This is a genomic window from Mycobacterium sp. FW102-FHT13B02 (assembly GCF_058790275.1).
Genome location: NZ_JBYTCM010000001.1, coordinates 246927 through 269125, shown reverse-complemented (window position 1 = coordinate 269125; position 22199 = coordinate 246927). Strand labels below are relative to the sequence as shown.

Below are 22199 nucleotides of genomic sequence, written 5' to 3'. Positions count from 1 at the left end.
CCGTGAAGACCGCCCGCAACCAAAGGCCCTCGTCTAGGAGGGGTTCGAGACCAACTCCTGGCCGCGCATGCGCTGCGAGATCACCTGTGTGATGCCGTCGCCCTGCATCGTGACGCCGTACAGCGCGTCGGCGACCTCCATGGTCGGCTTTTGGTGCGTGATGACGATCAGCTGCGACTTCTCCCGCAGTTGCTCGAACAGGCTGATCAGACGGCGCAGGTTCACGTCGTCCAGCGCGGCCTCGACCTCGTCCATGACGTAGAAGGGTGACGGGCGCGCCCGGAAGATCGCCACCAGCATCGCGACCGCGGTGAGCGACTTCTCGCCACCGGACAGCAGGGATAACCGCTTGACCTTCTTACCCGGCGGCCGGGCCTCGACCTCGATGCCGGTGGTGAGCATGTCGCTGGGGTTGGTCAGCAGCAGCCGGCCCTCGCCGCCGGGGAACAGCGTTTGGAACACCTGGCTGAACTCCGCTTCCACGTCGGCGTAAGCCTCGGTGAAGACCCGCAGGATGCGCTCGTCGACGTCCGCGATGACGTCCATCAGGTCCTTGCGGGCACCCTTGACGTCCTCCAACTGGGTGGACAGGAAGTTGTAGCGCTCCTCGAGCGCGGCGAACTCCTCCAGCGCCAGCGGATTCACCCGGCCGAGCTCGGCCAGTTCCTTCTCGGCTTTCTTCGCGCGCCGCTCTTGGGCGGGCCGGTCGAAGGCCATGGGCGCGGGCGCGGTGACCTGCTCGCCTCGTTCTTTGGCCTGCTCGTATTCGGCCATCTCGAGTTCGGTCGGCGGCAGCGGCACATCCGGGCCGTACTCGGCGACCAGGTCGGCCACCGCCATCCCGAACTGCTCGAGCGCCTGCTGCTCGAGTTGCTCGATGCGAAGGGCCGCTTGCGCTTTCGCGACCTCGTCGCGATGCAGCGCCTCGGTCAGCGCGCCCGCGCGGGCACTGAGTTCGGACACTTCCGCCCTGACGCGCGTCAATCCCTCGGAGCGTTGGGCCCGCTCGGTGGCCAGTGCGTCGCGCTCGCGTGCCGCCAGCGCCACTGTGGCAGCCAGCTTTTCGGCAACCAGCCGGCCGGAGTCGGCAACCGCGGCGGCGACCTTCGCCGCGTTCTCCCGTGCTTCCCGGGCCCGTGCGGCCCGCACTCGGGCCTCACGCTCGGCCGCCGCGGCTCGGCGCAATGAATCCGCCCGGCCGCGAACGGCGTTCGCTCGTTCTTCGGCGGTCCGCACCGTCAGCCGGGCCTCGACCTCGACCGCTCGCGCCTCTTCTGCGGCCGCCGTCGTCTCGGAGCGGTCGACGAACTCAGCGTCGAACATCGGCTCCTGCTGCGCGTTGTGGAGGCGATCTTCCAACTCGGCCAGCTCGGCCAGGGTACGACTGCGGCCGGCCTCCAGCTCATCGCGCTGCGCCATCAGCTGCTGCCATTCGGCATCGGCCGTCCGGGCCTCCTGCCCCAGCCGTGCCAAGTGCTCATAGACGGACGAGATGGTGGCATCAGACTCGTGCAGCGCGGCCAGCGCGTGTTCGACGGCGTCCCGCCGCGCCGACTGCTCGGCCAGCGCACCCGCCAACGCGGCACCGAACTCGCTGGTCTGGCGCTCGGCGTCGATCAGCGCGGTGCGTGCCTTCTCGATCTCCGAGGTGATCTCCAGGGCGCTCGGCTTGCGATCGGAGCCACCGCTGACCCAGCCGGCGCCGACCAGATCGCCGTCGGCCGTCACTGCCCGCAGTTCCGGACGCGCGGCCACCAGATCCAACGCCGCAGGGAGATCAGCGACCACCGCAACCCGCGCCAGCATGGCGCTCATCGCGCCCGAGAGCCGGGCCGGCACCTCGACCAGATCCAGCGCCCATTGGGCGTTGGACGGCAATTCGCCACGCGGCGAAGCAGTTTCGGCAGGCCAGTCACCGAGCACAATGGCCGCACGGCCACCGTCGCCCTGCTTGAGCGCGGCCACCGCGGCGCGTGCGGCTTCGAAGCTGTCGGCCGCCAAGGCGTCAGCAGCGGCACCCAGTACGGCCGCAATTGCGGTTTCATGACCGGACCGCACCTTGAGCAACTCCGCCACCGAGCCGAAAAGCCCTGAGCCGTCATGGTTTTTCTGCAACCACGCCGATCCGTCTTTGAGGTCGAGGGTCACCGACAGGGCGTCGATGCGGGCCCGCAAGGAAGCCACCTGCTTCTCGACAGCACGCTCGGCCGCCTGCAGCTCGCTGACCCGTTCGTCGGCTTGGCGCATGGCCGCGATGGTCCGCCCGTGATGTTCATCGAGCCCGTACTCGCCGGCGTCCAGTTCACCGACCTTGCCCTGCACGAGCTCGAACTCGGCTTTCGCCTGCTCGACCCGGGCGGCCGCTTCCTCGATGCTGCCGCTCAGCCGGACCGTGCGCTCGTCGATCGATTCGATGCGGGTGCGCATGGTGTCGACCTGGCCGGACAACCGTGCGAGGCCTTCGCGCCGGTCAGCCTCGGCGCGGGCCGCCGCCATCTGGGCACGTTCGGCGTCGGCCGCGGCACGTTCGCATTCGGCCAGCGCGCCACGGGCGGCCTCCAGCCGGGTCCTGGATTCGGCGAGTTCGGCGAGCAACTGTTCCTCGTGCTCGGCAACGGCGTCGGCCTCGGCGTCCAGTGCGTCGGGGTCCGGTCCCGTCGACACCTCCGGATCGGAGTCCAGCAGGTTGGTGCGCTCGGTGGCGATGCGCACGGTGGCACTGACCCGCTCGGCCAGCGCGGACAGCCGGAACCAGGTCTGCTGGGCAGCCTCGGCCCGGCCGGACAGGCCCGACACCGCGGCTTCGTGGCCGGCCAGTTCGGCCGACGCGGCCTCGAGGCGTTCGGCCACCTCGCCGTGCTCACGCCGCAGTGTGGTCTCGGTCTGGTTGGTGTCATCGAACTCGGCCTGCCGGGTCACCAGGTCGTCGGCGGCGAGCCGCAGCCGGGCATCACGCAGGTCGGCCTGGATGGTCTGCGCGCGCCGCGCCATCTCGGCCTGCCGGCCCAGTGGCTTGAGCTGACGACGCAGTTCGGTGGTCAGGTCGGTGAGGCGGGCCAGGTTGGCCTGCATGGCGTCGAGCTTGCGGACCGCTTTTTCCTTGCGCCGGCGGTGCTTGAGCACGCCGGCGGCTTCCTCGATGAAAGCGCGACGGTCCTCGGGGCGCGATTCCAGAATCTCCGACAGCTTCCCCTGGCCGACGATGACGTGCATTTCGCGGCCGATACCGGAGTCGGACAGCAGTTCCTGCACGTCCATCAGCCGGCAATTGCTGCCGTTGATCTCGTACTCGCTGGCGCCGTCGCGGAACACGCGGCGGGTGATCGACACCTCGGAGTATTCGATCGGCAGGGCGTTGTCCGAGTTGTCGATGGTCAGCGTCACCTCGGCCCGGCCCAGCGGGGCCCGCGAGGAGGTGCCGGCGAAGATGACGTCTTCCATCTTGCCGCCGCGCAGCGTCTTGGCGCCCTGCTCGCCCATCACCCAGGTCAGGGCGTCGACGACGTTCGATTTGCCCGAACCGTTCGGCCCCACCACGCACGTGATACCGGGTTCGAAGCGAAGAGTCGTCGGCGACGCGAAAGACTTGAAGCCCTTCAACGTCAGACTCTTCAGATGCATGGGGTGAAACCCTACCGTCGCGACGGTTAAATGCCGGGGACCCCTGGGCGTCTAACGCTCGGAAAAGCCGTCGATCGGGTCGCCCGCGGCGGCCCAGTCCTCGACGACGGTGGTCACCGTGCCCGGGGTCGTGCCACCGCGCAGGAGCTCCAACAATCGCTCACAGTCGGCGCGCGGACCCCGCGCCACGACGTGCACGCGGCTGTCGGGCTTGTTACTGGCGTAGCCGGTGAGGCCCAACTCCAGCGTCCGGGCCCGGGTCCACCACCGGAAGCCGACGCCCTGCACGTGGCCGTGCACCCAGGCCGACAGCCGGACTACGTCGGCGGAGCCGGCATTTGGACCGTCAGTGGTCACTTGTCGGTGAACTCGAAGGTGACCTCGGTGCCCGCCTTCAGCGTGCGGCCCACCGTGCAGACCTTGTCGATGGCCCGCTCGACGACGATCTTCAGTCGCTTGATCTCGTCCTCGGACAAGCTCGAGAGGTCGAGTTCCATGGACTCCTGCAGCAGCGGATAGACCTCGTTCTCCCGGTCCGGAGCTCCCGAAACCCGGATGGTGGCGCCGTAGTCGTCGCCGAGCCGGGTACGCAACGGTGCGTCGCTGCTCATCCCGCTGCACGCCGCCAACGCGATCTTGAGGAGTTCACCGGGGGTGAAGACGCACTCGACGTCCTCGGATCCGACGAGGACCTCTGCTCCGCGCGAGCTGTGCCCGGTATAGCGGCGCACCCCGGTGCGTTCGACCCACAGTTCCGTCATGCGTCATTTGTACCGTGCGTGCGCGACCCCTTTGCTGCCGGTGATCCTGGCGAGCTCGCCGGAGATGCAGAAGATTCAGCAGCTGCGCGGGATGAAGTAGGGCCGGGCCGACCGGCGTTTCCGGTGGTAGGCGGCCCGCGGTGTTACGTTGGACTGCAAGCACAGTTCACAGGGAGCGACCACACATGACCTATCCCCCGCTCGGGCCGCAGCCGGGCTCTCAGCCGTGGCAGCCGCCGCAGCAGCCTGCCCCCGGGTTCCCGCCGAGCGGCTACGGCCAACCGGGATACAGCCAACCCCAACCCGGACCCGCGTACGGCCAGCCCGCCTACGGGCAGCCGACATATGGACAACCGGGGTACGGCCAACCGGGGTACGGCCAACCGGGGTATGGGCAGCCGCCGGGCTACCCGGCAGGTCCGGGCTTCCCCGGTGCACCGCAACCCAAATCGAATGGCCCGAAGTGGGCGCTGATCGGCGGCCTCGCGGTCATCATCGTCGTCGGCATCGTGCTCGCCGTGGTGCTCCTCTCGAACTCCGGTGGCGGGCTCAGCGCTCTGGGCGGCAACTCCGACGAAGACCAGATTCGGAGCCTGATGAGCTCCGGACCGTCGTCGATCAAAGAACGAGCCTGCGCCAACGACCAGAAGTTCTTCAGCAAGTTCCCCGGCATCGCCGACAGCACGGGCACCAATCCGACCGGTGCCAAGAGCAAAGCGACGGTCGACAGTGTCAACGTGACCGGTGACACCGCCACCGCGGAGGTAACCGCAACGTCGAGCACCGGCCTGGAACGTTCCGGCACGCTGTACTTCCGCAAAGAAAGCGGTGAGTGGAAGATCTGTTTCACCGACTCACCGCAACTGAAGCAGCTGCAGAACCTGCCCGGCATGAAGTGACCGACCTGTGACTTGCCCGGCCGCGGTTGGCATTTCGGGCAGTCAAGCTGGTGTTACGTTGGACACCAGGCACATTTCACAGGGAGCGCGCAGACATGACCTATCCCCCGTCCGGCTCGGATCCGGGCGCTCAGCCCTGGCAGCCGCCACAGCAGCCGCCCGAGGGATACGGCCAGCCCGCGTACGGGCAACCGCAGTACGGGCAACCCGCGTACGGGCAGCCGCAGTACGGACAACCGGCCTACGGCCAGCCGCAGTACGGGTACCCGGGCGGCTACGGCCAGCCCGGATACGGTCCGGTCCCCGGGTATCCGATGGGTCCGGGATACCCCGGCCAGCCCGGATTCCCGCCGCCCACTCCGCCCAATCGGAACCGGACGTTCGCGCTCATCGGTGCGGGAATCTTCGCCGTCGTCCTGGTCATCGTGGTCGTCATCCTCATCGCGATGTCAGGTTCGGACTCGCAGTCGGCATCCGGCAGCAGCGGAGTGACGGCCGCCGGCCCGACGTCGGAAGAGGACCAGATTCGCGACCTGATGACGTCGCGCATCGATACCTTCGACGATTTCAAGGCGCACTCCTGCGCCAATGACGTAAAGCTCTACGACAAGCTGCCCTCGATAGCGGGCAAATTCGACAAGGGCAGCGACAGCCCTGGTCCAACCGGCGGCGCCGAGATCACCGATATCAACGTCAACGGCGATCGAGCGACGGTGGACGTCAAATCGTCGAGCGGAACGACCACGAACGTCCCGCTGCGCAAAGAAGGCGGCGAGTGGAAGTTCTGCATGACCGATTCGCCGAAGTTCAAAGGCCTGCCCGGACTGAAGTAGCTTGGGCTGTCAGATCCCGCGCGGGATCCGTGGCCGCGGTTGACATTTCGGGCAGTAGTACGACGAGCGGTTCATAAACTTCTCCCGCCGGATCGCCGTGCCACAGCGGCGGCACGGCTCGCCCTCCTGGCCGTAGGCGTCCAGTGACCGGTCGAAGTATCCGGATTCGCCGTTGACATTGACGTACAGCGAGTCGAACGACGTGCCGCCCTGCGCCAGTGCCGAATTCATCACGTCTGCCGCGTGGCCGAGCAGTTCCCCGAGCCGGCGCCTGGCCAACGCCGAGGCCGGCCGAAAGCCGTTGACCTGCGCGCGCCACAGCGATTCATCGGCATAGATGTTGCCTACACCCGACACCACGGTTTGGTCCAGCAGCTGACGCTTGATCTCAGAGTCCTTGCGCCGCAAGACGTTCACCACCGAGTCCGGGTCGAATGCGGCATCCAGCGGATCGCGGGCGATGTGCGCCACGGGCAGGGGGACGACGCTGCCGTCGACCTCTACGAGGTCGCAAACCTGCCAACCGCCGAAGGTGCGTTGGTCGACGAAGCTCAGCTCGGTGCCGTCGTCGAGCACAGCCGCGATCCGCAGGTGCGACGGTCGCGCGGGCGGCCCGATCAGCATCTGGCCGCTCATCCCCAGGTGCACCACCAGTGCCTCGTCACTGTCCAGAGTGAGCCACAGGTACTTGCCGCGGCGCCCCGTCCCAGTGATCCGGCGTCCGGCCAGCCGGCCCGCCAGATCCGCGGGACCGTTGTCGTGCCGTCGCACCGCGCGCGGGTGCAACACCGTGACAGTGGTGAAGCCCTTTGTCACGACATGTGCTTCGAGGCCGCGCCGGACAACCTCGACTTCGGGGAGTTCAGGCATTGCTGACGGCGTCAGCGTCAGGGTCGACGTCGGCACTGGCTTCCAGCGCCTGGTACGCCGCCGCGGCAGCACGCTGTTCGGCTTCCTTCTTGGTGCGCCCGGTGCCTTCGCCGTAGTCGATGCCGCCCACCACCGCGCGTGCGGTGAACTCTTTGTCGTGCTCCGGGCCCGTGGACGTCACGACGTACGACGGGACGCCGATCCGGCGGGCTGCGGACAGTTCTTGCAGGCTGGTCTTCCAGTCCAGACCCGCGCCCAGACTCGCCGCGGTGTCGAGTGCGGTGCTGAACAGTCCTATCACCACGGTCTGGGCCACCTCGTGTCCATGTTCGACATAGGTTGCGCCGAGCAGGGATTCGAGTCCGTCAGCCAGCAGATTGGCTTTCTGCGCGCCGCCGCTGGCCATCTCGCCCCGGCCCAGCAGCAGGTAGCTGCCGAGCCCATCGGGGGGCATGCTGCGCGCGATCTCCGCCAGCGCCTGAGTGTTGACGACTGCCGACTTGAGCTTGGCCAACTCGCCCTCGCTGCGGTCCGGATACCGGCGGAAAATCTCGGCGGTGATCACCAGACCCAGCACGGCGTCGCCCAGGAACTCCAACCGTTCGTTGGTCGGCAGACCGCCGTTCTCGTACGCGTAGCTGCGATGAGTCAGAGCCACAGTCAGCAGATCGTCGGGCAACGGCACGCCCAGCGCTGCGAGCAGCGGCGCACGATCTACCGTCACGGACCGTCCTCCGGCGCAGCGCCGTCGACGTCGGGACCGTCCGGCATCAGTGCCTGCAACTTCGCCCACCGCGGGTCGATCTTGTCGTGGTGATGGCCCGGTTCGGCGTCGAGCAGGCGCACTCCGCAATCCGGGCACAAGCCCGGGCAGTCCGGGGTGCACAGCGGCGCGAATGGCAGCGTCAGCCCAACCTCGTCGATGATCGACTGCTCGAGGTCGACGGTGTCATCGACGACGTGGCCGACCTCGTCTTCCTCCGTGGTGGCCTCGGTCGTGCTGTCCGGGTAGGCGAACAGCTCGGTGAGGTCGACCGTGACGTGCCCGGACAGCGGGTTGAGGCACCGCGAGCACTCGCCGGATGTCGGTGCGGACACCGACCCCGTCACCAGCACGCCTTCGGACACCGACTGCAGTTGCAGGTCGAGATCGATCGGCGCGCCGGCCTCGATCGCCATCAGATCCAGGCCGATTCGTCCGGGACTGGGCACGGTTTCGACGTACGTGATCCTCGACCCGGGCCGTCGGCCCAATCGCACAATGTCAATGGTCAGCGGACTCGGGCCAGGCATTGGTCAATCCTACGTCGGCGCCGATCGCCGACCGGACGCCATTCCCGCTAACCGATTCAGCGCTGGGCGTAGTCGTGCGTGCCTGCCGCGGTACGCAGCTGGTGCCGGCCCCGGCTGACCGAGCGCAGCGTGCCCTGGAGGTGTTCCTCGAACTCGGCGAGCTTGGTGTCGACGTAGATGTCGCATTCGCCCCGCAAACGGTCGGCCTCGGCATGCGCCGAATCGACCATGCGGGTGGCCTCGGCGTGGGCGGTCTGGACCACCTCGGTCTCGGACACCAGGCGCTGCTGCTCCTTGATGCCCTCCTGCACGGCCTTCTCATATGAGAGATTGCCGCTCTCCAGGAGCCGGTCGACCTCGGCCTTGGCCCGGTTGGTGCTGGCCTCGTACTCGCGCTTGGCGGTGGCGGAGATCCGATTGGCCTCTTCACGAGCCTCCCCGACCATGTGCTCGCTGTGCGCACGGGCCTCGGCGACCATGCGGTCGGCCTGAGCCTTGGCGTCCGCCAGCAGCCGGTCGGCCTCGGACCGGGCGTGATTGACCAGGGAGTCGGCTTCGGCCGTGGCCGACGACACCATCGCGTCGGCGTGCTGCTTGGCCTCGCGCAGCATCCCGTCGCGGGCATCCAGAACATCCTGGGCGTCGTCCAGTTCACCCGGGATCGCGTCCTTGATGTCGTCGAGAAGTTCCAGGACATCGCCCCGCGGCACCATGCAGCCCGCGGTCATCGGCACTCCACGCGCCTCTTCCACGATCGCGCCGAGCTCGTCCAGCGCCTCAAATACTCGGTACACGGCAACATCCTCCAGGCGTAGTTGTTGTTACCAGTGTGCCTGGTGTTACTCGTGTGACTCCGCTTTGGCGGTCGGTGTGTCGCGCAGAACTATCCGGACAGCTTGGCCTGCAGCCGCTTGTTCACCGCCGCCGGTAACAGGTCGGTGACGTCGCCGCCGAGGGCCGCCACCTCCTTTGCCAACGACGACGACACGAACGAGAATTGTGGCTTGGTGGCGACGAAGAAGGTATCGACACCGGCTACGTGCCGGTTCATCTGCGCCATTTGCAGCTCGTACTCGAAGTCGGTGCCGGTGCGCAGGCCCTTGACGATGGCCGTCAGCCCGCGCGCCCGGGCGAAGTCGACGACGAGCCCCGATCCGGTCTCGGCACGCAGGTTCGGCAGGTGCGACGTCGCCTCGGTGATCATCGCGATGCGCTCCTCGGCGGTGAACATGCCCTTCTTGTTGGGGTTCACCAGCACCGCCACCACCACCTCGTCGAACTGGGCCGCCGCCCGCTCGAAGACATCGAGGTGACCAAGGGTTACCGGGTCGAAGGATCCCGGGCAGACCGCACCGCTCATAGCCCAAGACGGTACAAGGCCGGGCAATGCCAGTGCTCAGCCTGCCCACTCCGCCATCTCCAGCCGGGTGTCGCCGTACCGCCGCTCGCGCAGCACGGTCCAGCCGTCCGGCCAGACGAGCGCCGGGCCTGACGTCGGGCGCTCGATCACCGCGATCGCCCCCGGCGCCAGCCAGCCACCTGAAACCAGCTGTCCGACAATGGCTTCCACGTCGGCGGCCGGCACGTCGTACGGCGGGTCGGCGAATACCAGGTCCACCGGCCGCGTCGCGGACGTCCCCGCCACGCTGGACGCCGTGGCGCACCGCACCGCCGCGCCGTCGACACCCAGCTCGGCGATGTTCCGTGAGATCACCGCCGCGGCACGCCGGTCGGCCTCGACGAACAAGGCCGAGGCCGCGCCGCGGGACAGTGACTCCAGTCCGAGCGCTCCCGACCCGGCGTACAGATCGAGCACGCGCGCCCCATCGAAATCCACCCGGGCCGCCAGCACGTTGAACAGCGACTCGCGTACCCGATCCGTCGTCGGCCGAGTCCCTTTGGCCGGCACCGAGATCCGGCGGCCGCCGTGGCGGCCGCCGATGATCCGGGTCAGCTGATCACCACGAGCAGATCGCCACCTTCCACGCCCGCGGTAGGCGTGACGGCGATCCGCGCGACGGTGCCGGCCTTGGGTGCGGTGATGGCCGCCTCCATCTTCATCGCCTCGATGGTGGCGATGGTCTGACCGGCGTCGACCTGGTCACCAACCGCAACGCCGACCGTGACCACGCCCGCGAACGGAGCCGCCACATGGTCGGGGTTGGTGCGGTCGGCCTTCTCGGCAGCCGGCACGTCCGCGGCGATGGCGCGGTCACGCACCAGCACTGGCCGCAGCTGTCCGTTGATGAGGCACAGCACCGTACGCATGCCGCGCTCATCGGGCTCGGACACCGCTTCCAGGCCGATCAGCAGCTCCACGCCCTTCTCCAGCTGCACGCGATGCTCTTCCCCGCGGCGCAGACCGTAGAAGAACTGGTTGGCGCTGAGTCGCGAGGTATCGCCGTATTCCTCGCGGTGCGCCAGGAACTCCTTCGTCGGTCCGGGGAACAGCAACCGGTTCAGCGCACCCTGGCGCACCAGGCCCGGCGTCGCCAGCTGGGCCTCGTCCTCCTCGGTCAGCTGCTGCTCGGGCCGGGCCGGGCCGCGTCCCTCCAGTGCCTTGCTCCGCAACGGCTCCGGCCAACCGCCGGGCGGGTCGCCCAACTCGCCGCGCAAGAATCCGATGACGCTGTCCGGGATGTCATAGCGGGACGGGTCGGCCGCGAAGTCGTCGGCTGTGACGTGGGCACCGACCAGCGAGAGGGCCAAGTCGCCGACCACCTTGCTCGACGGCGTCACCTTCACCAGGCGGCCGAGGATCCGGTCGGCCCCGGCGTAGGCGTTCTCGATCTCCTCGAACCGGTCCCCCAGGCCCAGCGCGATCGCCTGGGTGCGCAGGTTGCTGAGCTGGCCACCCGGGATTTCGTGGGTGTAGACGCGGCCGGTCGGCGATGGCAGGCCGGACTCGAACGGCGCGTACACCCGACGCAGCGCTTCCCAGTACGGCTCCAGGTCGCAGACCGCCGTGAGCGACAGCCCGGTGTCGTACTGGGTGTGCGCCGTCGCCGCGACGATGGACGACAGCGCGGGCTGGCTGGTGGTGCCGGCCATCGGCGCCGAGGCACCGTCGACCGCATCGGCACCCGCCTGCCAGGCGGCCATGTAGGTCGCCAGCTGGCCGCCCGGGGTGTCGTGCGTGTGCACATGCACCGGCAGATCGAAGCGAGACTTCAGCGCCGACACCAGCTTTGCCGCGGCCGGGGGCCGCAGCAGGCCGGCCATGTCCTTGATGGCCAGCACGTGGGCGCCGGCCGCGACGATCTCCTCGGCGAGCCCCAGCCAGTAGTCCAGCGTGTAGATGTTCTCGCCGGGATCGGTCAGGTCGCCGGTGTAGGACATCGCGACTTCCGCTACCGCAGAACCGGTTTCGCGCACCGCCTCGATGGCTGGACGCATCGACGAGACGTTGTTCAGCGCGTCGAAGATGCGGAAGATGTCGACACCGGTGGCCGTGGCCTCTTCGACGAAAGCCGACGTCACCAGTTCGGGGTACGGCGTGTAGCCGACAGTGTTGCGGCCGCGCAGCAGCATCTGCAGGCAGATGTTCGGCAGGGCCTCACGCAATGCGGCCAGCCGCTCCCACGGGTCTTCCTTCAAAAAACGAAGGCCCACATCGTAAGTGGCGCCGCCCCAGCACTCCACCGACAGCAATTGCGGCGTCGACCGGGCGATGTACGGAGCGATCTCCAGCAGCCCGGTGGACCGCACGCGGGTGGCCAGCAGCGACTGGTGCGCGTCACGGAAGGTGGTGTCGGTGACCCCGACGGCCGGGGTGTCGCGCAGCCAGCGCGCGAAGCCCTCCGGGCCCAGCTCCACCAACCGCTGCTTCGAGCCCGCGGGCGGCGCCGCCTTGAGGTCGACGGCGGGCAGCTTGTCGCGCGGATATACCGCCGACGGACGCGGTCCGTGCGGCTGGTTGACCGTCACGTCGGCCAGATAGTTGAGGATCTTGGTGCCACGGTCGGCACTGGTGCGCGCGGTCAGCAGCTGCGGACGTTCGTCGATGAACGACGTCGTCACCTTTCCGGCGACGAAATCAGGGTCATCGAGCACCGCCTGCAGGAACGGGATGTTGGTCGAGACGCCGCGGATGCGGAACTCGGCCAGGGCCCGCTTGGCGCGCGCCACCGCGGTCGTCAAATCCCTTCCGCGACAGGTCAATTTGACCAGCATGGAGTCGAAGTGCGCCGACACCTCGGCGCCCAGGTTGGTGCCGCCGTCGAGCCGGATGCCGGCGCCCCCCGGGGTGCGGTAGGCGGTGATCCGGCCGGTGTCGGGACGGAAGCCGTTGGCCGGGTCCTCGGTGGTGATGCGGCACTGCAGCGCGGCGCCGCGGGTCTGCATGGTCTCCTGGCTCAACCCCAGCTGCTCCAGCGACGAGCCGGAGGCGATACACAACTGCGAGGCGACCAGGTCGACGGCGGTGATCTCCTCGGTCACCGTGTGCTCCACCTGGATACGCGGGTTCATCTCGATGAAGACGTGCTGGCCGCGCTCGTCGACGAGGAATTCGACGGTGCCGGCGCACGAGTAGCCGATCTGCCGGGCGAAGGCCACCGCGTCGTTGCACATGCGCGTCCGCAGTTCGGGATCCAGGTTCGGCGCGGGCGCCAGCTCGATGACCTTCTGGTGGCGGCGCTGGACGCTGCAGTCGCGCTCGAAGAGGTGCATGACGTTGCCGTGGGTGTCGGCGAGGATCTGTACCTCGATGTGCCGCGGGTTGACGACGGCCTGCTCCAGGAACACCGTCGGGTCACCGAAGGCCGAATCGGCCTCGCGGGACGCGGCTTCGATCGCCTCTCGGAGGTCGGCCGGGTCTGCCACCCGGCGCATGCCGCGGCCGCCACCACCGGCGACGGCCTTGACGAACAATGGGAATTGCATCTGCTCGGCAGCCGCGAGAAGGTCGTCCACCGACGACGACGGCTCCGACGAGGCCAGCACAGGCAGCCCCGCAGCGCGGGCGGACGCGATGGCCCGCGCCTTGTTACCGGTCAGTTCGAGAATGTCGGAGCTGGGTCCGACGAATGTGATGCCCGCGGCGGCACAGGCTGCCGCCAGTTCGGGGTTCTCCGACAGGAAGCCATAGCCCGGGTAGATCGCGTCGGCGCCGCACGCCACTGCGGTGGCGACGATGTCATCGATATTCAGGTACGCCCGTACCGGATGGCCTTTCTCGCCGATCTGGTACGACTCGTCAGCCTTGAGCCGATGCAGCGAATTGCGATCCTCGAACGGGTACACCGCGACGGTGGCGATACCCAGTTCGTTGGCTGCGCGAAAGGCCCGGATCGCGATCTCACCGCGATTGGCCACCAGGAGTTTGGAAATCACCCAGTGACCCTAGCGGCTATGGCCGACTGGTGCGCTAGATCAGCGTGGACCAGTAACTCCAGAATCGATCAAGGATCAGCAACGCAATCGCGGTGACCCACACGGCGTACAGCGGCCACCGCCACTGGTACACGACGTCCAACACTTTGTTACCGGCCAAGGGCCGCAAGGCAATTGATGACACCACGACCAGCAGCGCCATGGTGACGACCCACACCACCATGCAGTAGGGGCACAAAGCGCCGATCACGTACAGGCTTTGGTAGATGAGCCAGTGCACGAACACCGCGCCGAGCAGCGTGCCACCGGCCAGACCGGCCCAGTACCACCGCGGCAGCCGAATCCCCGCCACCGCCAGCACACCCGTGACGATGACGACGCTGAAGGCAGCGATGCCGATCAATGGGTTGGGAAACCCGAACACAGAGGCCTGTTTGGTCAGCATCACCGACCCGCAGGACAGCACCGGGTTGATGCTGCACGACGGGACGTACGACGGGTTCTGGATCTGCCGGATCTTCTCGACCGTCAGCACGAACGCGGCGAGCTCTCCGATGAGGCCCGCGAGCAGGACCCAGACGGCGGCGGGGCGGCTGACCGCTACCCCGGCCGGCCGCTCGGAGGTCTCGACGTCGGTCACTGGTGTGGTGCCGGAGCGGCGGGCGCAGGTGCGGCGGGTGCCACCGATGCCGTGGACAGGTTCGGCAGATCGGGCGCGATGGCCTTGATCTTCTCGATCAGGCTGCCCGGGTCGCCGTTCGGGACCAGGCTGGTCTCGGTGCCGTTGATCTTGATGGTCGGGGTGCCCTGAATCTGCGCGTTGCGGGCCATGTTGTTGACCATCTCGGTGTAGACGCCGTTCTCGACGCACTTGCTGAGCGGGTCGTTGGGGCCGACGGCGACACCGGACTGGCGCGCGTACTCCAGCAGCTTGGCGTTGTCCGGGAAAGTGGCCGCGGTTTCCTCGGGCTGGTTCTTGTACAGCGCCTCATGGAAGCGCCGGAACGCGGTCTTGTCCTCGTCGGCGACGCAGTACGCCATGGCGCCGGCGCGCGTCGAGTACGACTTCGGGTCGCCACGGCCGATGATCGAGACGATGTTGTAGTCGACGGCGATGTCGCCGTTGTCGACCAGCTTGGCGATGGTCGGGCCGTAGGTCTTCTCGAAGACGCCGCAGACCGGGCAAAGGAAATCCTCGTAGATCGTGAGGGTGACCTTCGGGTCCTTGGTGCCGGGATTGGTGACGACATTGCTGGCCGCGATCTGAACGGCCTGGACCTTGTGCGGGTCGGCCTTGGGCTTGCCGTTCATGACGATGTACGCCACCAGTACCACGGCGAAGACGATGACAAGCGCGGTCAGGCCGCCCTTGACCACCCAGTCCCGCTTCCGGTCCGCGGCCTTCAGGTCGTAGCTGGCGTTCTTCGATGACTTCGACGATTTCGACGGCACGGCGTCAAGGGTACCGACGCGGTCGCCGAAGTCGGCCGGACCCGTGCCCTCAGCGGCTGAGGTGAGCCCGAAACGCGGAGACGAAGTCCGCGGTCGCCGTCGCGCTGTCGCCGCCGAGCGGGAAGAAATTCGCGAACGCGTGGACGAGCGAGCCGTACCTGCGGTGATCGACCGGCACCCCGGCTGCGGCCAGCGCCGCGGCGTAGGCATCACCCTCGTCGCGCAGCGGGTCGAAGCCGCCGGTGAGCACCAGCGCCGGGGGCAGCCCCGACAGATCGTCGGCCAACAGTGGTGACACCCGGGGGTCCGACGGCTCGAGCGCCGACTCGGCCAGGTAGTTCGCCCGGAACCAGTCCATGTCGATCTTGCTGAGGAAGTAGCCGTCTGCGAACAGCACCTTCGACCGGGTGTCCCCGGCGAAGTTGGTCACGGGATAGATCAGCAACTGCACAGCCGGCAGCGGCTTGTGATTGTCGCGGGCCAGCTGAGACACCACGGCCGCCAGGTTGCCGCCTGCGCTGTCCCCGCCGACCGCGATCTTCGCCGGGACCGCGCCCAGACGCGCGGCGTTCTCCACGCACCAGAGGTAGGCGGCGTAGCAGTCGTCGGAGGCGGCCGGCGCCGGGTGCTCGGGAGCCAACCGATACTCGACGGACACGACGTGCACGCCGGCGTCACGACAGATCAGCCGGCACAGCCCGTCATGTGACTCGATGCCGCCGACGACGAATCCGCCGCCGTGGAAGAAGACCAGCATCGGGGCGGGCCCGGTGACATCCGGTTGGTAGTGCCGGGCGCGCAGCGGTTCGACCGGACCGGGGATGGTGAGGTCGGCCGTCGTCACGGCGATGGCCGGGTCGAGGTACTGCGACAACGCGGTCAACTGCTTTCGCGAGACGTCGATGTCACTGCTGACGATCAGGCCGCCGGCGCCGCTCGCGTTCTGCGCCGCCAGCATCAGCTGAAGGGTGGTGTCGAGGGTGTTGCCGTCGATCGTGACCCGGCGCCCGCCGAGCAGGACCCGCTTGAGCCAGTCGGGGATCTTGGGCAGCAGCCGAAGGGCGACGCCGCCGATCTTGGTCATGACCGTCAAGCGGAGTCGGCTGGGTCGCCCCGCGACCGGATGCTCCGGTCGGACGACCAGTTCGGCGTGACTTGTCACCGCGGACTGCACAGCATCGCCTGGCATGCTCATGGTCATGGCTGATCCTTCAGGTGTTCCGAATCCATCGCTGATGCTCAACGACGGTACGTCCATCCCGGTGGTCGGCCTCGGAGTGTGGCAGACACCTGCAGAGGACACCGAACGCGCCGTCACGGCAGCATTGCACGCCGGATACCGACATATCGACACCGCCGCGGCATACCGCAACGAAACCCAGGTCGGCCAGGCCATCGCCGCGTCCGATGTCGCACGTGAGGACATCTTCGTCGTCACCAAGCTGTGGAACTCCGATCAGGGCTACGAGAAGACCCTCGCCGCGTTCGACGCCAGCATGCAGCGATTGGGGCTCGACCACCTGGATCTCTACCTGATTCATTGGCCGACGCCCGCGCAGAACCTGTTCGTCGATACCTTCAAGGCGTTCGCCCACCTGCGTGACCAGGGCCGGATCCGGGCGATCGGCGTCAGCAACTTCGAGCCCGAGCACCTGAAACTGCTCATCGACGCCACGGGAATCGTGCCGGCCGTCAACCAGATCGAACTGCATCCGCGCCTGCCGCAGGCGGAGCTGCGCGAGACCCATGCCCGGTACGGCATCGCCACCGAGGCCTGGAGCCCACTGGGGCAGGGATCCCTGCTTCAGGACCCGGCCATCACCACCATCGCCGAGCGACACGGAAAATCGCCAGCACAGGTCCTGATTAGGTGGCATATCCAGCTGGGTAATATCGTCATCCCGAAATCGGTGAACCCAGAGCGGATTGCGAGCAATTTCAACGTGTTTGATTTCGAGCTGAACGAAGCGGACATCGCGTCCATCGCGACCCTCGACGACGGCACCCGCCTGGGCCCGGATCCACGAACATTCAACTTCACAGGGTAGGTGACATGGCCTCCGCAGAGATTCCCAATGTGGCGCTCCACGACGACAACACGATTCCGGCGCTCGGCCTCGGTGTTGCCGAGCTGTCGGACGCCGAGACCGAGCGCGCCGTCTCGGCTGCGCTCGAGATGGGTATCCGTCTGATCGACACCGCAGCCGTCTACGGCAACGAAGAGGCCGTCGGCCGGGCCATCGCCGCGTCGGGCATCCCGCGTGCCGAGATTTTCGTCACCACCAAGCTGGCCAACGCCGACCAGGGCTTCCAGGCCGGCCAGGACGCCCTCAAGGTCAGCCTCGACAAGCTCGGCATGGAGTACGTGGATCTCTACATGATCCATTGGCCCGCCGGCGACATCAGCAAGTACGTGGACAGCTGGGGTGCGCTGATCAAGGTGCACAACGACGGCAGCGCCAAGTCGATCGGCGTGTGCAACTTCACCGACGAGGACCTGTCCACCATCATCGACCTGAGCTACGTCAGCCCGGTGGTCAACCAGATCGAGCTGCACCCGCTGCTCAACCAGGCGGCGCTGCGCGCGGTGCACGCCGAGCGCGGCATCGTCACGCAGGCCTACAGCCCGCTGGGCGTCGGCAATCTACTGACCAACCCGACCGTGCAGTCGATTGCCGGCGAGTACAGCAAGACCCCGGCGCAGGTGCTGATCCGCTGGAGCCTGCAGCTGGGTAACTCGGTCATCCCCCGCTCGTCGTCGCCGGAACGCATCGCGGAGAACATGGACGTGTTCGGCTTCGAGCTGGCCGCCGAGCACATGGATGCCCTGAACGGTCTCGACAGCGGCACCCGGTACCGCCCGGACCCCGCCACCTATACGGGCATCTAGGCCACCGGGGTTTCCTGCGTAAACCCAACACAAATGGTCGTCCTCCCATCGGGAGGACGACCATTTGTGTTTAGCCCGAACGAGTTTGGGTAGCAACGGAGGCGACCCTCGCTCGACTGTCACAGATGTGTCCAGTGCGTCGCATGTGTCAGTTGTAGAGCAACTCGCAGCAATTGATTTGCATTAACTATCCCGCTATTACCTCTGGTGCGTTAATTTGATATTGCGTCCGCTAATCCGACGCAACCATGCAGCATCAAAGAGGGGGTTCAAGAAAGTGATCCGTCCATTTGGTAGCACCTCAGAATTAACGAAACCGACAATTGTCGTCATCTCCCGTCGCTTGGCAATAGGCGCGGCAACAATGGGATTCGGCGCCTTGATAATCAGTGGGGCAACTGGCACCGCCTATGCCGACAAATCGCATTCGGGGAGCACCACCCACAGCACGACGGCCAGCGCCGGTGCGGCGAAGTCAACGCCGAAAGCCGCCGCGGCCACCCCGAAGGCGGCAGCAGCCACACCGAAGGCAGCAGCCGCCACACCGAAGGCAGCAGCGGCCGGCAGCCCAGTGTCCGGCATCGCGGGCGCACTGGACGGCACGGTCAAGACCATGGCAGGCGCACTCAACGGCACCACCCACACCCTCGCGGGCGACCTCGACGGCACCACTCACACCGTCGCGGGTGCGCTCAATGGCAGCACCAACACCCTCGCCGGCGATCTCGACGGCACCACCAAGACCGTCGCCGGTGGCCTCAACGGCACCACCCACACCGTCGCCGGCGCGCTCGACGGCACCACCAAGACGCTCGCGGGCGACCTCAACGGCACGTTGTTGACCATCGGAGGTCTTTTTGGGCGCCACTGACAGCGCTTAGGCGCGAATTCGATATCCAGAGCGCGGCCAATATGGCCGGTTACTGAATGGCGCCATTCTGTCGGCGAAATTCGGTTTCCGCTATCGGTTATTCGCCGTGTTCGCCAAAATGCGTGACCGGGGATTGGTTGCCGAGGTGCATTAGCTCGGCAACCAATACCCAAACAATCGACGCCGACTACGCCCAGATTAGCGGCGCCGCCGCCGGTCGGCTTTTCAGCAAACAATTCAGCACCGGTTTTCGTGCAGAGTCATCCCCGTAGGCAACAAAGGCCCGAAGATTGCGTTCTGTTCTGGCGATCAGTGCCGGAGCACTGTGCGATGGCGGTCACCGCACCCTCGAACACTCGCGCTCAGCAGGTATCCCCTTTGCCATGGCTGCGCCGGCGCGTTGCCTGGCGGGCTGCTGCCTAGCCTGTCGGGCAGGCCGCGGCCGCATCGCGGAGAACGGGCACCGACGGCTCGTCGACCGGGAGTCCGTAGCCGCGCAGCACCGCGATGTACTGCACCGCATATTGGCACCAGAACCCGTGGTTGGGCGGCATCCAATCGGACGGCTGCTTGTCCCCTTTGTCCTGGTTGGATTTCCCGGACACGGCAAGGAGATTCGCCGGGTCATTGGCAAATCGGAGCCGAAGCTCGTCATTCCAGTCCCGGGCGCCCAGGTCCCAGGCCAGTGCCAGCGGCACGATGTGGTCGATCTGCACCGACGCGCCGAGCTGGTTACCACGCGTGAATGCGATGGTGTCGTTGGTATACGGGTCGTGCAGCACTCCCGTCTTCACGGCCTGCGGGCAGCGCTTGAGCGACACGATGGTCTTGTCCGTGAGATCGCGGTTCAGGATGTCGTTGCGGGTGTCGCAGCCGTTGTGGCCGTCGGGCGCCGGGTTGTCGTCTGTCCAGGGCTCGCCGAACGCCGCGCGCCGGTAGTTGGGGTCCCGCACGCGCCGCGGAATGACGACCACTCCGGCCAGGACGTCGGTACCGGGCGCGACGGTCGGTACCGACGCGCCGTCAGGGCCGTCGGCGACTGCTGGGGGTTCGTCGGCCGTACCCACCTGGATGGCCACCACGACGGCCAGCACCACCGCGGCCACCAGCCACAGCAGGCGCTTCACCACAACCCCCGTCGCTGCGCTCGCCTGGTCACGCCTTGTCCAGGTACTCGACGCGATCGGTGTCGACGAATTGGGCGGCCAGCGCGGACATCCCGGGATCATCCGGATTCTGCGCATAAGCCGCCTGACAGAACGCGCGGGCCGACTCGATGACTTCCTGGTGGTCGGCCAGCGACAGGAACCGCAGATGCCCGGCCCGCCCGGACTGGTTGAGGCCCAGCACATCGCCCTCGCGGCGTTCCTGCAGATCCAGGTCGGCCAGCTCGAAACCGTCGAGGGTGCCGGCGACGGCCTGCAACCGCGCGCCGGCCTTCGATCCCTCCGGCAGCCTCGTCGCGAGCAGGCACAGGCTGGCATGCGAGCCGCGACCGATGCGGCCCCGCAGCTGGTGCAGCTGACTGATCCCGAAGCGGTCCGCGTCCATCACGACCATGACCGTCGCGTTGGGCACGTCGACGCCGACCTCGATCACCGTGGTGCACACCAGCACATCGATCTGACCGGCCCGGAAGGCCGACATGATCGCGTCTTTCTCGTCGCCCGGCAGCCGGCCGTGCATCAGTCCCAGGCGCAGGTTCTGCAGGGGGCCGGTGCGCAGCTTGTCGTACAGTTCGACGACGGTCACCGGCGGCGGCCCGGCCTCGTTGTTCTCGGTCTGCTTGTCGTTCTCGTCGATCCGGGAGGCCACCACGTACGCCTGCCGCCCCGCCTGGACCTCTTCGCGGATCCGGGCCCACGCCCGGTCGAGCCAGGCCGGCTTCTGGCTGACGAAGATGGTCTTGGTATCGATCGGCTGGCGGCCGCGCGGCAGCTCCCGCATGGTCGAGGTCTCCAGATCGCCGTACACCGTCAGCGCCACGGTGCGCGGGATCGGCGTCGCCGTCATTACCAGCAGGTGCGGTGTCAGGCCGTCGGGAGCCTTGGCGCGCAAGCGATCTCGCTGCTCTACACCGAACCGGTGCTGCTCGTCGACCACCACCATGCCGAGCCGGTCGAATTCCACGGCGTCCTGCAGCAGCGCGTGGGTGCCGATGACGATGCCCGCCCGTCCGCTCGATACTTCCTCACGAACCTGGCGCTTCTGTTGCGCCGTCATGGATCCGGTGAGCAGTGCCACTGAGGTCGCGTCGTCGGGCGCACCGAGCTGGCCTGCCATGGCCAGCGGCCCGAGTACGTCGCGAACCGACCGGGCATGTTGCACGGCAAGCACTTCCGTCGGCGCGAGCAGCGCGCACTGGTAGCCGGCATCGACCATCTGCAGCATGGCCAGCACCGAGACGATGGTCTTGCCCGAGCCGACCTCGCCCTGCAACATCCGGTTCATGGGCCGGGACTCGGACAGCTCGGCCGACAGCACCTCGAGGACATCACGTTGGCCCGCCGTCAATTCGAACGGCAACCGGTCGCGCAGCGCGGCGGCCAGACCGTCGTCCCGCGGCGGTGCCGCCGGGCCGGATTGCGACTGCGCGCTGTGCCGACGGGCAGCCAGCGCCCACTGCAGGCCCGCGGCCTCATCGAAAGTCAGGCGCTCCCTGGCCTGTTCGCGGTCCGCTTCGCGCTCACCGAGGTGGATGTCGCGCAGCGCCTGATCTTCAGAGATCAGACCACGTTGCCCCCGGATCGATTCCGGCAGCGGGTCGGGTACCGGGTCCAGCACGGCGAGCACCTGCAGGATGCAGGCGTAGATGTCCCAGCTCTGCACCTTGGCGCATGCCGAGTAGATCGGGAAGAACTCCCGCTCGAACGCCGACATCTGCAGCTCGCCGTGCATCTTCTCGGAGGCGTCGGCGATCTTCTTCAGCGCCGGGGAACCGAACGTGCGGCCCGCACCCGAATTGAGGACCAGATGCGCGGGATGCGTCAATTGCATTGTGCGCCCATAGAATCCGACGACACCCGACAACATCACCCGGGTGCCTTCGACAAGGGATTTCTTGAGGAATTTGGCGTTGAAGAAGGTTGCGGTGACCTTCGGATTACGGTTACCGAGGGTGACCACCAGGTATTCGCGCTTGGGCGCCCGGTTGGTCCAGCGCGTCTCCGCCTTGGTGATGACATCGACGAACGTGACGTGATCGCCTTCCTCCGGCAACTCGGTGTCCTCGCCGAGCACCGTCATACCCTGGCTGTACTTGCGCGGATAGTGCCGCAGGAGATCATTGACGGTGCGGATCCCGAAGAATTCTTCGAGTGGCGCAGCGGATTTGGCGCCCAGTACGTGCACCAGTGAGTCGGTCAGCGCGACCAC

General features: G+C 67.3%; 21 protein-coding genes. 5 read left to right on the top strand and 16 right to left on the bottom strand.

Annotated elements, in window-relative coordinates; translation table 11 throughout:
* Positions 1 to 33: 33 nt before the first annotated feature.
* Genes smc through AC3WTE_RS01275 form a run of 3 tightly spaced genes read right to left on the bottom strand, consistent with a single transcriptional unit; the run spans position 34 to position 4382 of the window.
* On the bottom strand, positions 34 to 3621 hold the full coding sequence (gene smc / locus AC3WTE_RS01285) for a chromosome segregation protein SMC (protein ID WP_492434981.1): 3588 nt from the start codon (positions 3619 to 3621) through the stop codon (positions 34 to 36).
* A gap of 51 nt (positions 3622 to 3672) precedes the next feature.
* Positions 3673 to 3978, bottom strand: coding sequence for an acylphosphatase (locus tag AC3WTE_RS01280; RefSeq protein ID WP_492434980.1), 306 nt, complete (start codon positions 3976 to 3978; stop codon positions 3673 to 3675).
* Complete coding sequence (locus AC3WTE_RS01275) at positions 3975 to 4382, bottom strand: OsmC family protein (protein WP_492434979.1); 408 nt, start codon at positions 4380 to 4382, stop codon at positions 3975 to 3977. Before AC3WTE_RS01275 ends, AC3WTE_RS01280 begins: the two co-directional genes overlap by 4 nt.
* Positions 4383 to 4567: 185 nt before the next feature.
* Between AC3WTE_RS01275 and AC3WTE_RS01270 the strand changes: the two genes are divergently transcribed.
* Positions 4568 to 5281, top strand: coding sequence for an Rv0361 family membrane protein (locus AC3WTE_RS01270; protein ID WP_492434977.1), 714 nt, complete (start codon positions 4568 to 4570; stop codon positions 5279 to 5281).
* Positions 5282 to 5376: 95 nt separating this feature from the next.
* The gene (locus AC3WTE_RS01265) at positions 5377 to 6114 is read left to right on the top strand and encodes an Rv0361 family membrane protein (protein WP_492434975.1); all 738 of its coding nucleotides are present in this window, start codon (positions 5377 to 5379) and stop codon (positions 6112 to 6114) included.
* Between the two features lie 9 nt (positions 6115 to 6123).
* Here AC3WTE_RS01265 and mutM read toward each other — a convergent pair whose 3' ends face one another.
* The 10 genes from mutM to AC3WTE_RS01215 all read right to left on the bottom strand — a co-directional run bounded on the left by mutM (position 6124) and on the right by AC3WTE_RS01215 (position 16264).
* Positions 6124 to 6984, bottom strand: a complete 861-nt coding sequence (mutM, locus tag AC3WTE_RS01260) for a bifunctional DNA-formamidopyrimidine glycosylase/DNA-(apurinic or apyrimidinic site) lyase (protein WP_492434974.1) — start codon at positions 6982 to 6984, stop codon at positions 6124 to 6126.
* Positions 6977 to 7708, bottom strand: a complete 732-nt coding sequence (gene rnc / locus AC3WTE_RS01255; RefSeq protein WP_492434972.1) for a ribonuclease III — start codon at positions 7706 to 7708, stop codon at positions 6977 to 6979. Before rnc ends, mutM begins: the two co-directional genes overlap by 8 nt.
* Positions 7705 to 8277 (bottom strand): YceD family protein, encoded by a 573-nt coding sequence (locus AC3WTE_RS01250; RefSeq protein WP_492434970.1) that lies wholly within the window; start codon positions 8275 to 8277, stop codon positions 7705 to 7707. The genes rnc and AC3WTE_RS01250 overlap by 4 nt, the downstream gene beginning before the upstream one ends.
* A 56-nt stretch (positions 8278 to 8333) precedes the next feature.
* Positions 8334 to 9071 (bottom strand): cell division protein SepIVA, encoded by a 738-nt coding sequence (gene sepIVA / locus AC3WTE_RS01245; RefSeq protein WP_492434969.1) that lies wholly within the window; start codon positions 9069 to 9071, stop codon positions 8334 to 8336.
* An 89-nt stretch (positions 9072 to 9160) separates the two neighbouring features.
* Complete coding sequence (gene coaD, locus AC3WTE_RS01240) at positions 9161 to 9637, bottom strand: pantetheine-phosphate adenylyltransferase (RefSeq protein WP_492434967.1); 477 nt, start codon at positions 9635 to 9637, stop codon at positions 9161 to 9163.
* Positions 9638 to 9673: 36 nt separating this feature from the next.
* Complete coding sequence (gene rsmD, locus AC3WTE_RS01235) at positions 9674 to 10231, bottom strand: 16S rRNA (guanine(966)-N(2))-methyltransferase RsmD (protein ID WP_492435465.1); 558 nt, start codon at positions 10229 to 10231, stop codon at positions 9674 to 9676.
* On the bottom strand, positions 10228 to 13611 hold the full coding sequence (locus AC3WTE_RS01230) for a pyruvate carboxylase (protein ID WP_492434965.1): 3384 nt from the start codon (positions 13609 to 13611) through the stop codon (positions 10228 to 10230). The genes rsmD and AC3WTE_RS01230 overlap by 4 nt, the downstream gene beginning before the upstream one ends.
* Positions 13612 to 13645: 34 nt before the next feature.
* On the bottom strand, positions 13646 to 14251 hold the full coding sequence (locus AC3WTE_RS01225) for a vitamin K epoxide reductase family protein (protein ID WP_492434963.1): 606 nt from the start codon (positions 14249 to 14251) through the stop codon (positions 13646 to 13648).
* A complete protein-coding gene (locus AC3WTE_RS01220) occupies positions 14248 to 15063 on the bottom strand; it encodes a DsbA family protein (RefSeq protein ID WP_492434961.1) in 816 nt (271 codons plus the stop codon). Before AC3WTE_RS01220 ends, AC3WTE_RS01225 begins: the two co-directional genes overlap by 4 nt.
* A gap of 49 nt (positions 15064 to 15112) precedes the next feature.
* Entirely contained in the window at positions 15113 to 16264 is a 1152-nt protein-coding gene (locus AC3WTE_RS01215) for an alpha/beta hydrolase (protein WP_492434959.1), read from the bottom strand.
* Here AC3WTE_RS01215 and AC3WTE_RS01210 point away from each other — a divergent pair.
* Positions 16263 to 17111, top strand: a complete 849-nt coding sequence (locus AC3WTE_RS01210) for an aldo/keto reductase (RefSeq protein WP_492434958.1) — start codon at positions 16263 to 16265, stop codon at positions 17109 to 17111. The two genes, AC3WTE_RS01215 and AC3WTE_RS01210, sit on opposite strands and share 2 nt — an antisense overlap.
* Positions 17112 to 17116: 5 nt before the next feature.
* Positions 17117 to 17953, top strand: coding sequence for an aldo/keto reductase (locus tag AC3WTE_RS01205; protein ID WP_492434957.1), 837 nt, complete (start codon positions 17117 to 17119; stop codon positions 17951 to 17953).
* A 408-nt stretch (positions 17954 to 18361) separates the two neighbouring features.
* Here AC3WTE_RS01205 and AC3WTE_RS01200 read toward each other — a convergent pair whose 3' ends face one another.
* A complete protein-coding gene (locus AC3WTE_RS01200; RefSeq protein WP_492434956.1) occupies positions 18362 to 18556 on the bottom strand; it encodes a hypothetical protein in 195 nt (64 codons plus the stop codon).
* 10 nt (positions 18557 to 18566) lie between these two features.
* Here AC3WTE_RS01200 and AC3WTE_RS01195 point away from each other — a divergent pair, with 10 nt between their 5' ends.
* Positions 18567 to 18824, top strand: coding sequence for a hypothetical protein (locus AC3WTE_RS01195; RefSeq protein ID WP_492434954.1), 258 nt, complete (start codon positions 18567 to 18569; stop codon positions 18822 to 18824).
* Between the two features lie 419 nt (positions 18825 to 19243).
* On the opposite strand, the gene AC3WTE_RS01190 is transcribed toward AC3WTE_RS01195, so the two are convergent.
* Together AC3WTE_RS01190 and recG are read right to left on the bottom strand one after the other, a co-directional pair.
* Entirely contained in the window at positions 19244 to 19951 is a 708-nt protein-coding gene (locus AC3WTE_RS01190) for an HNH endonuclease family protein (RefSeq protein WP_492434952.1), read from the bottom strand.
* 28 nt (positions 19952 to 19979) lie between these two features.
* Complete coding sequence (gene recG / locus AC3WTE_RS01185; RefSeq protein WP_492434951.1) at positions 19980 to 22199, bottom strand: ATP-dependent DNA helicase RecG; 2220 nt, start codon at positions 22197 to 22199, stop codon at positions 19980 to 19982.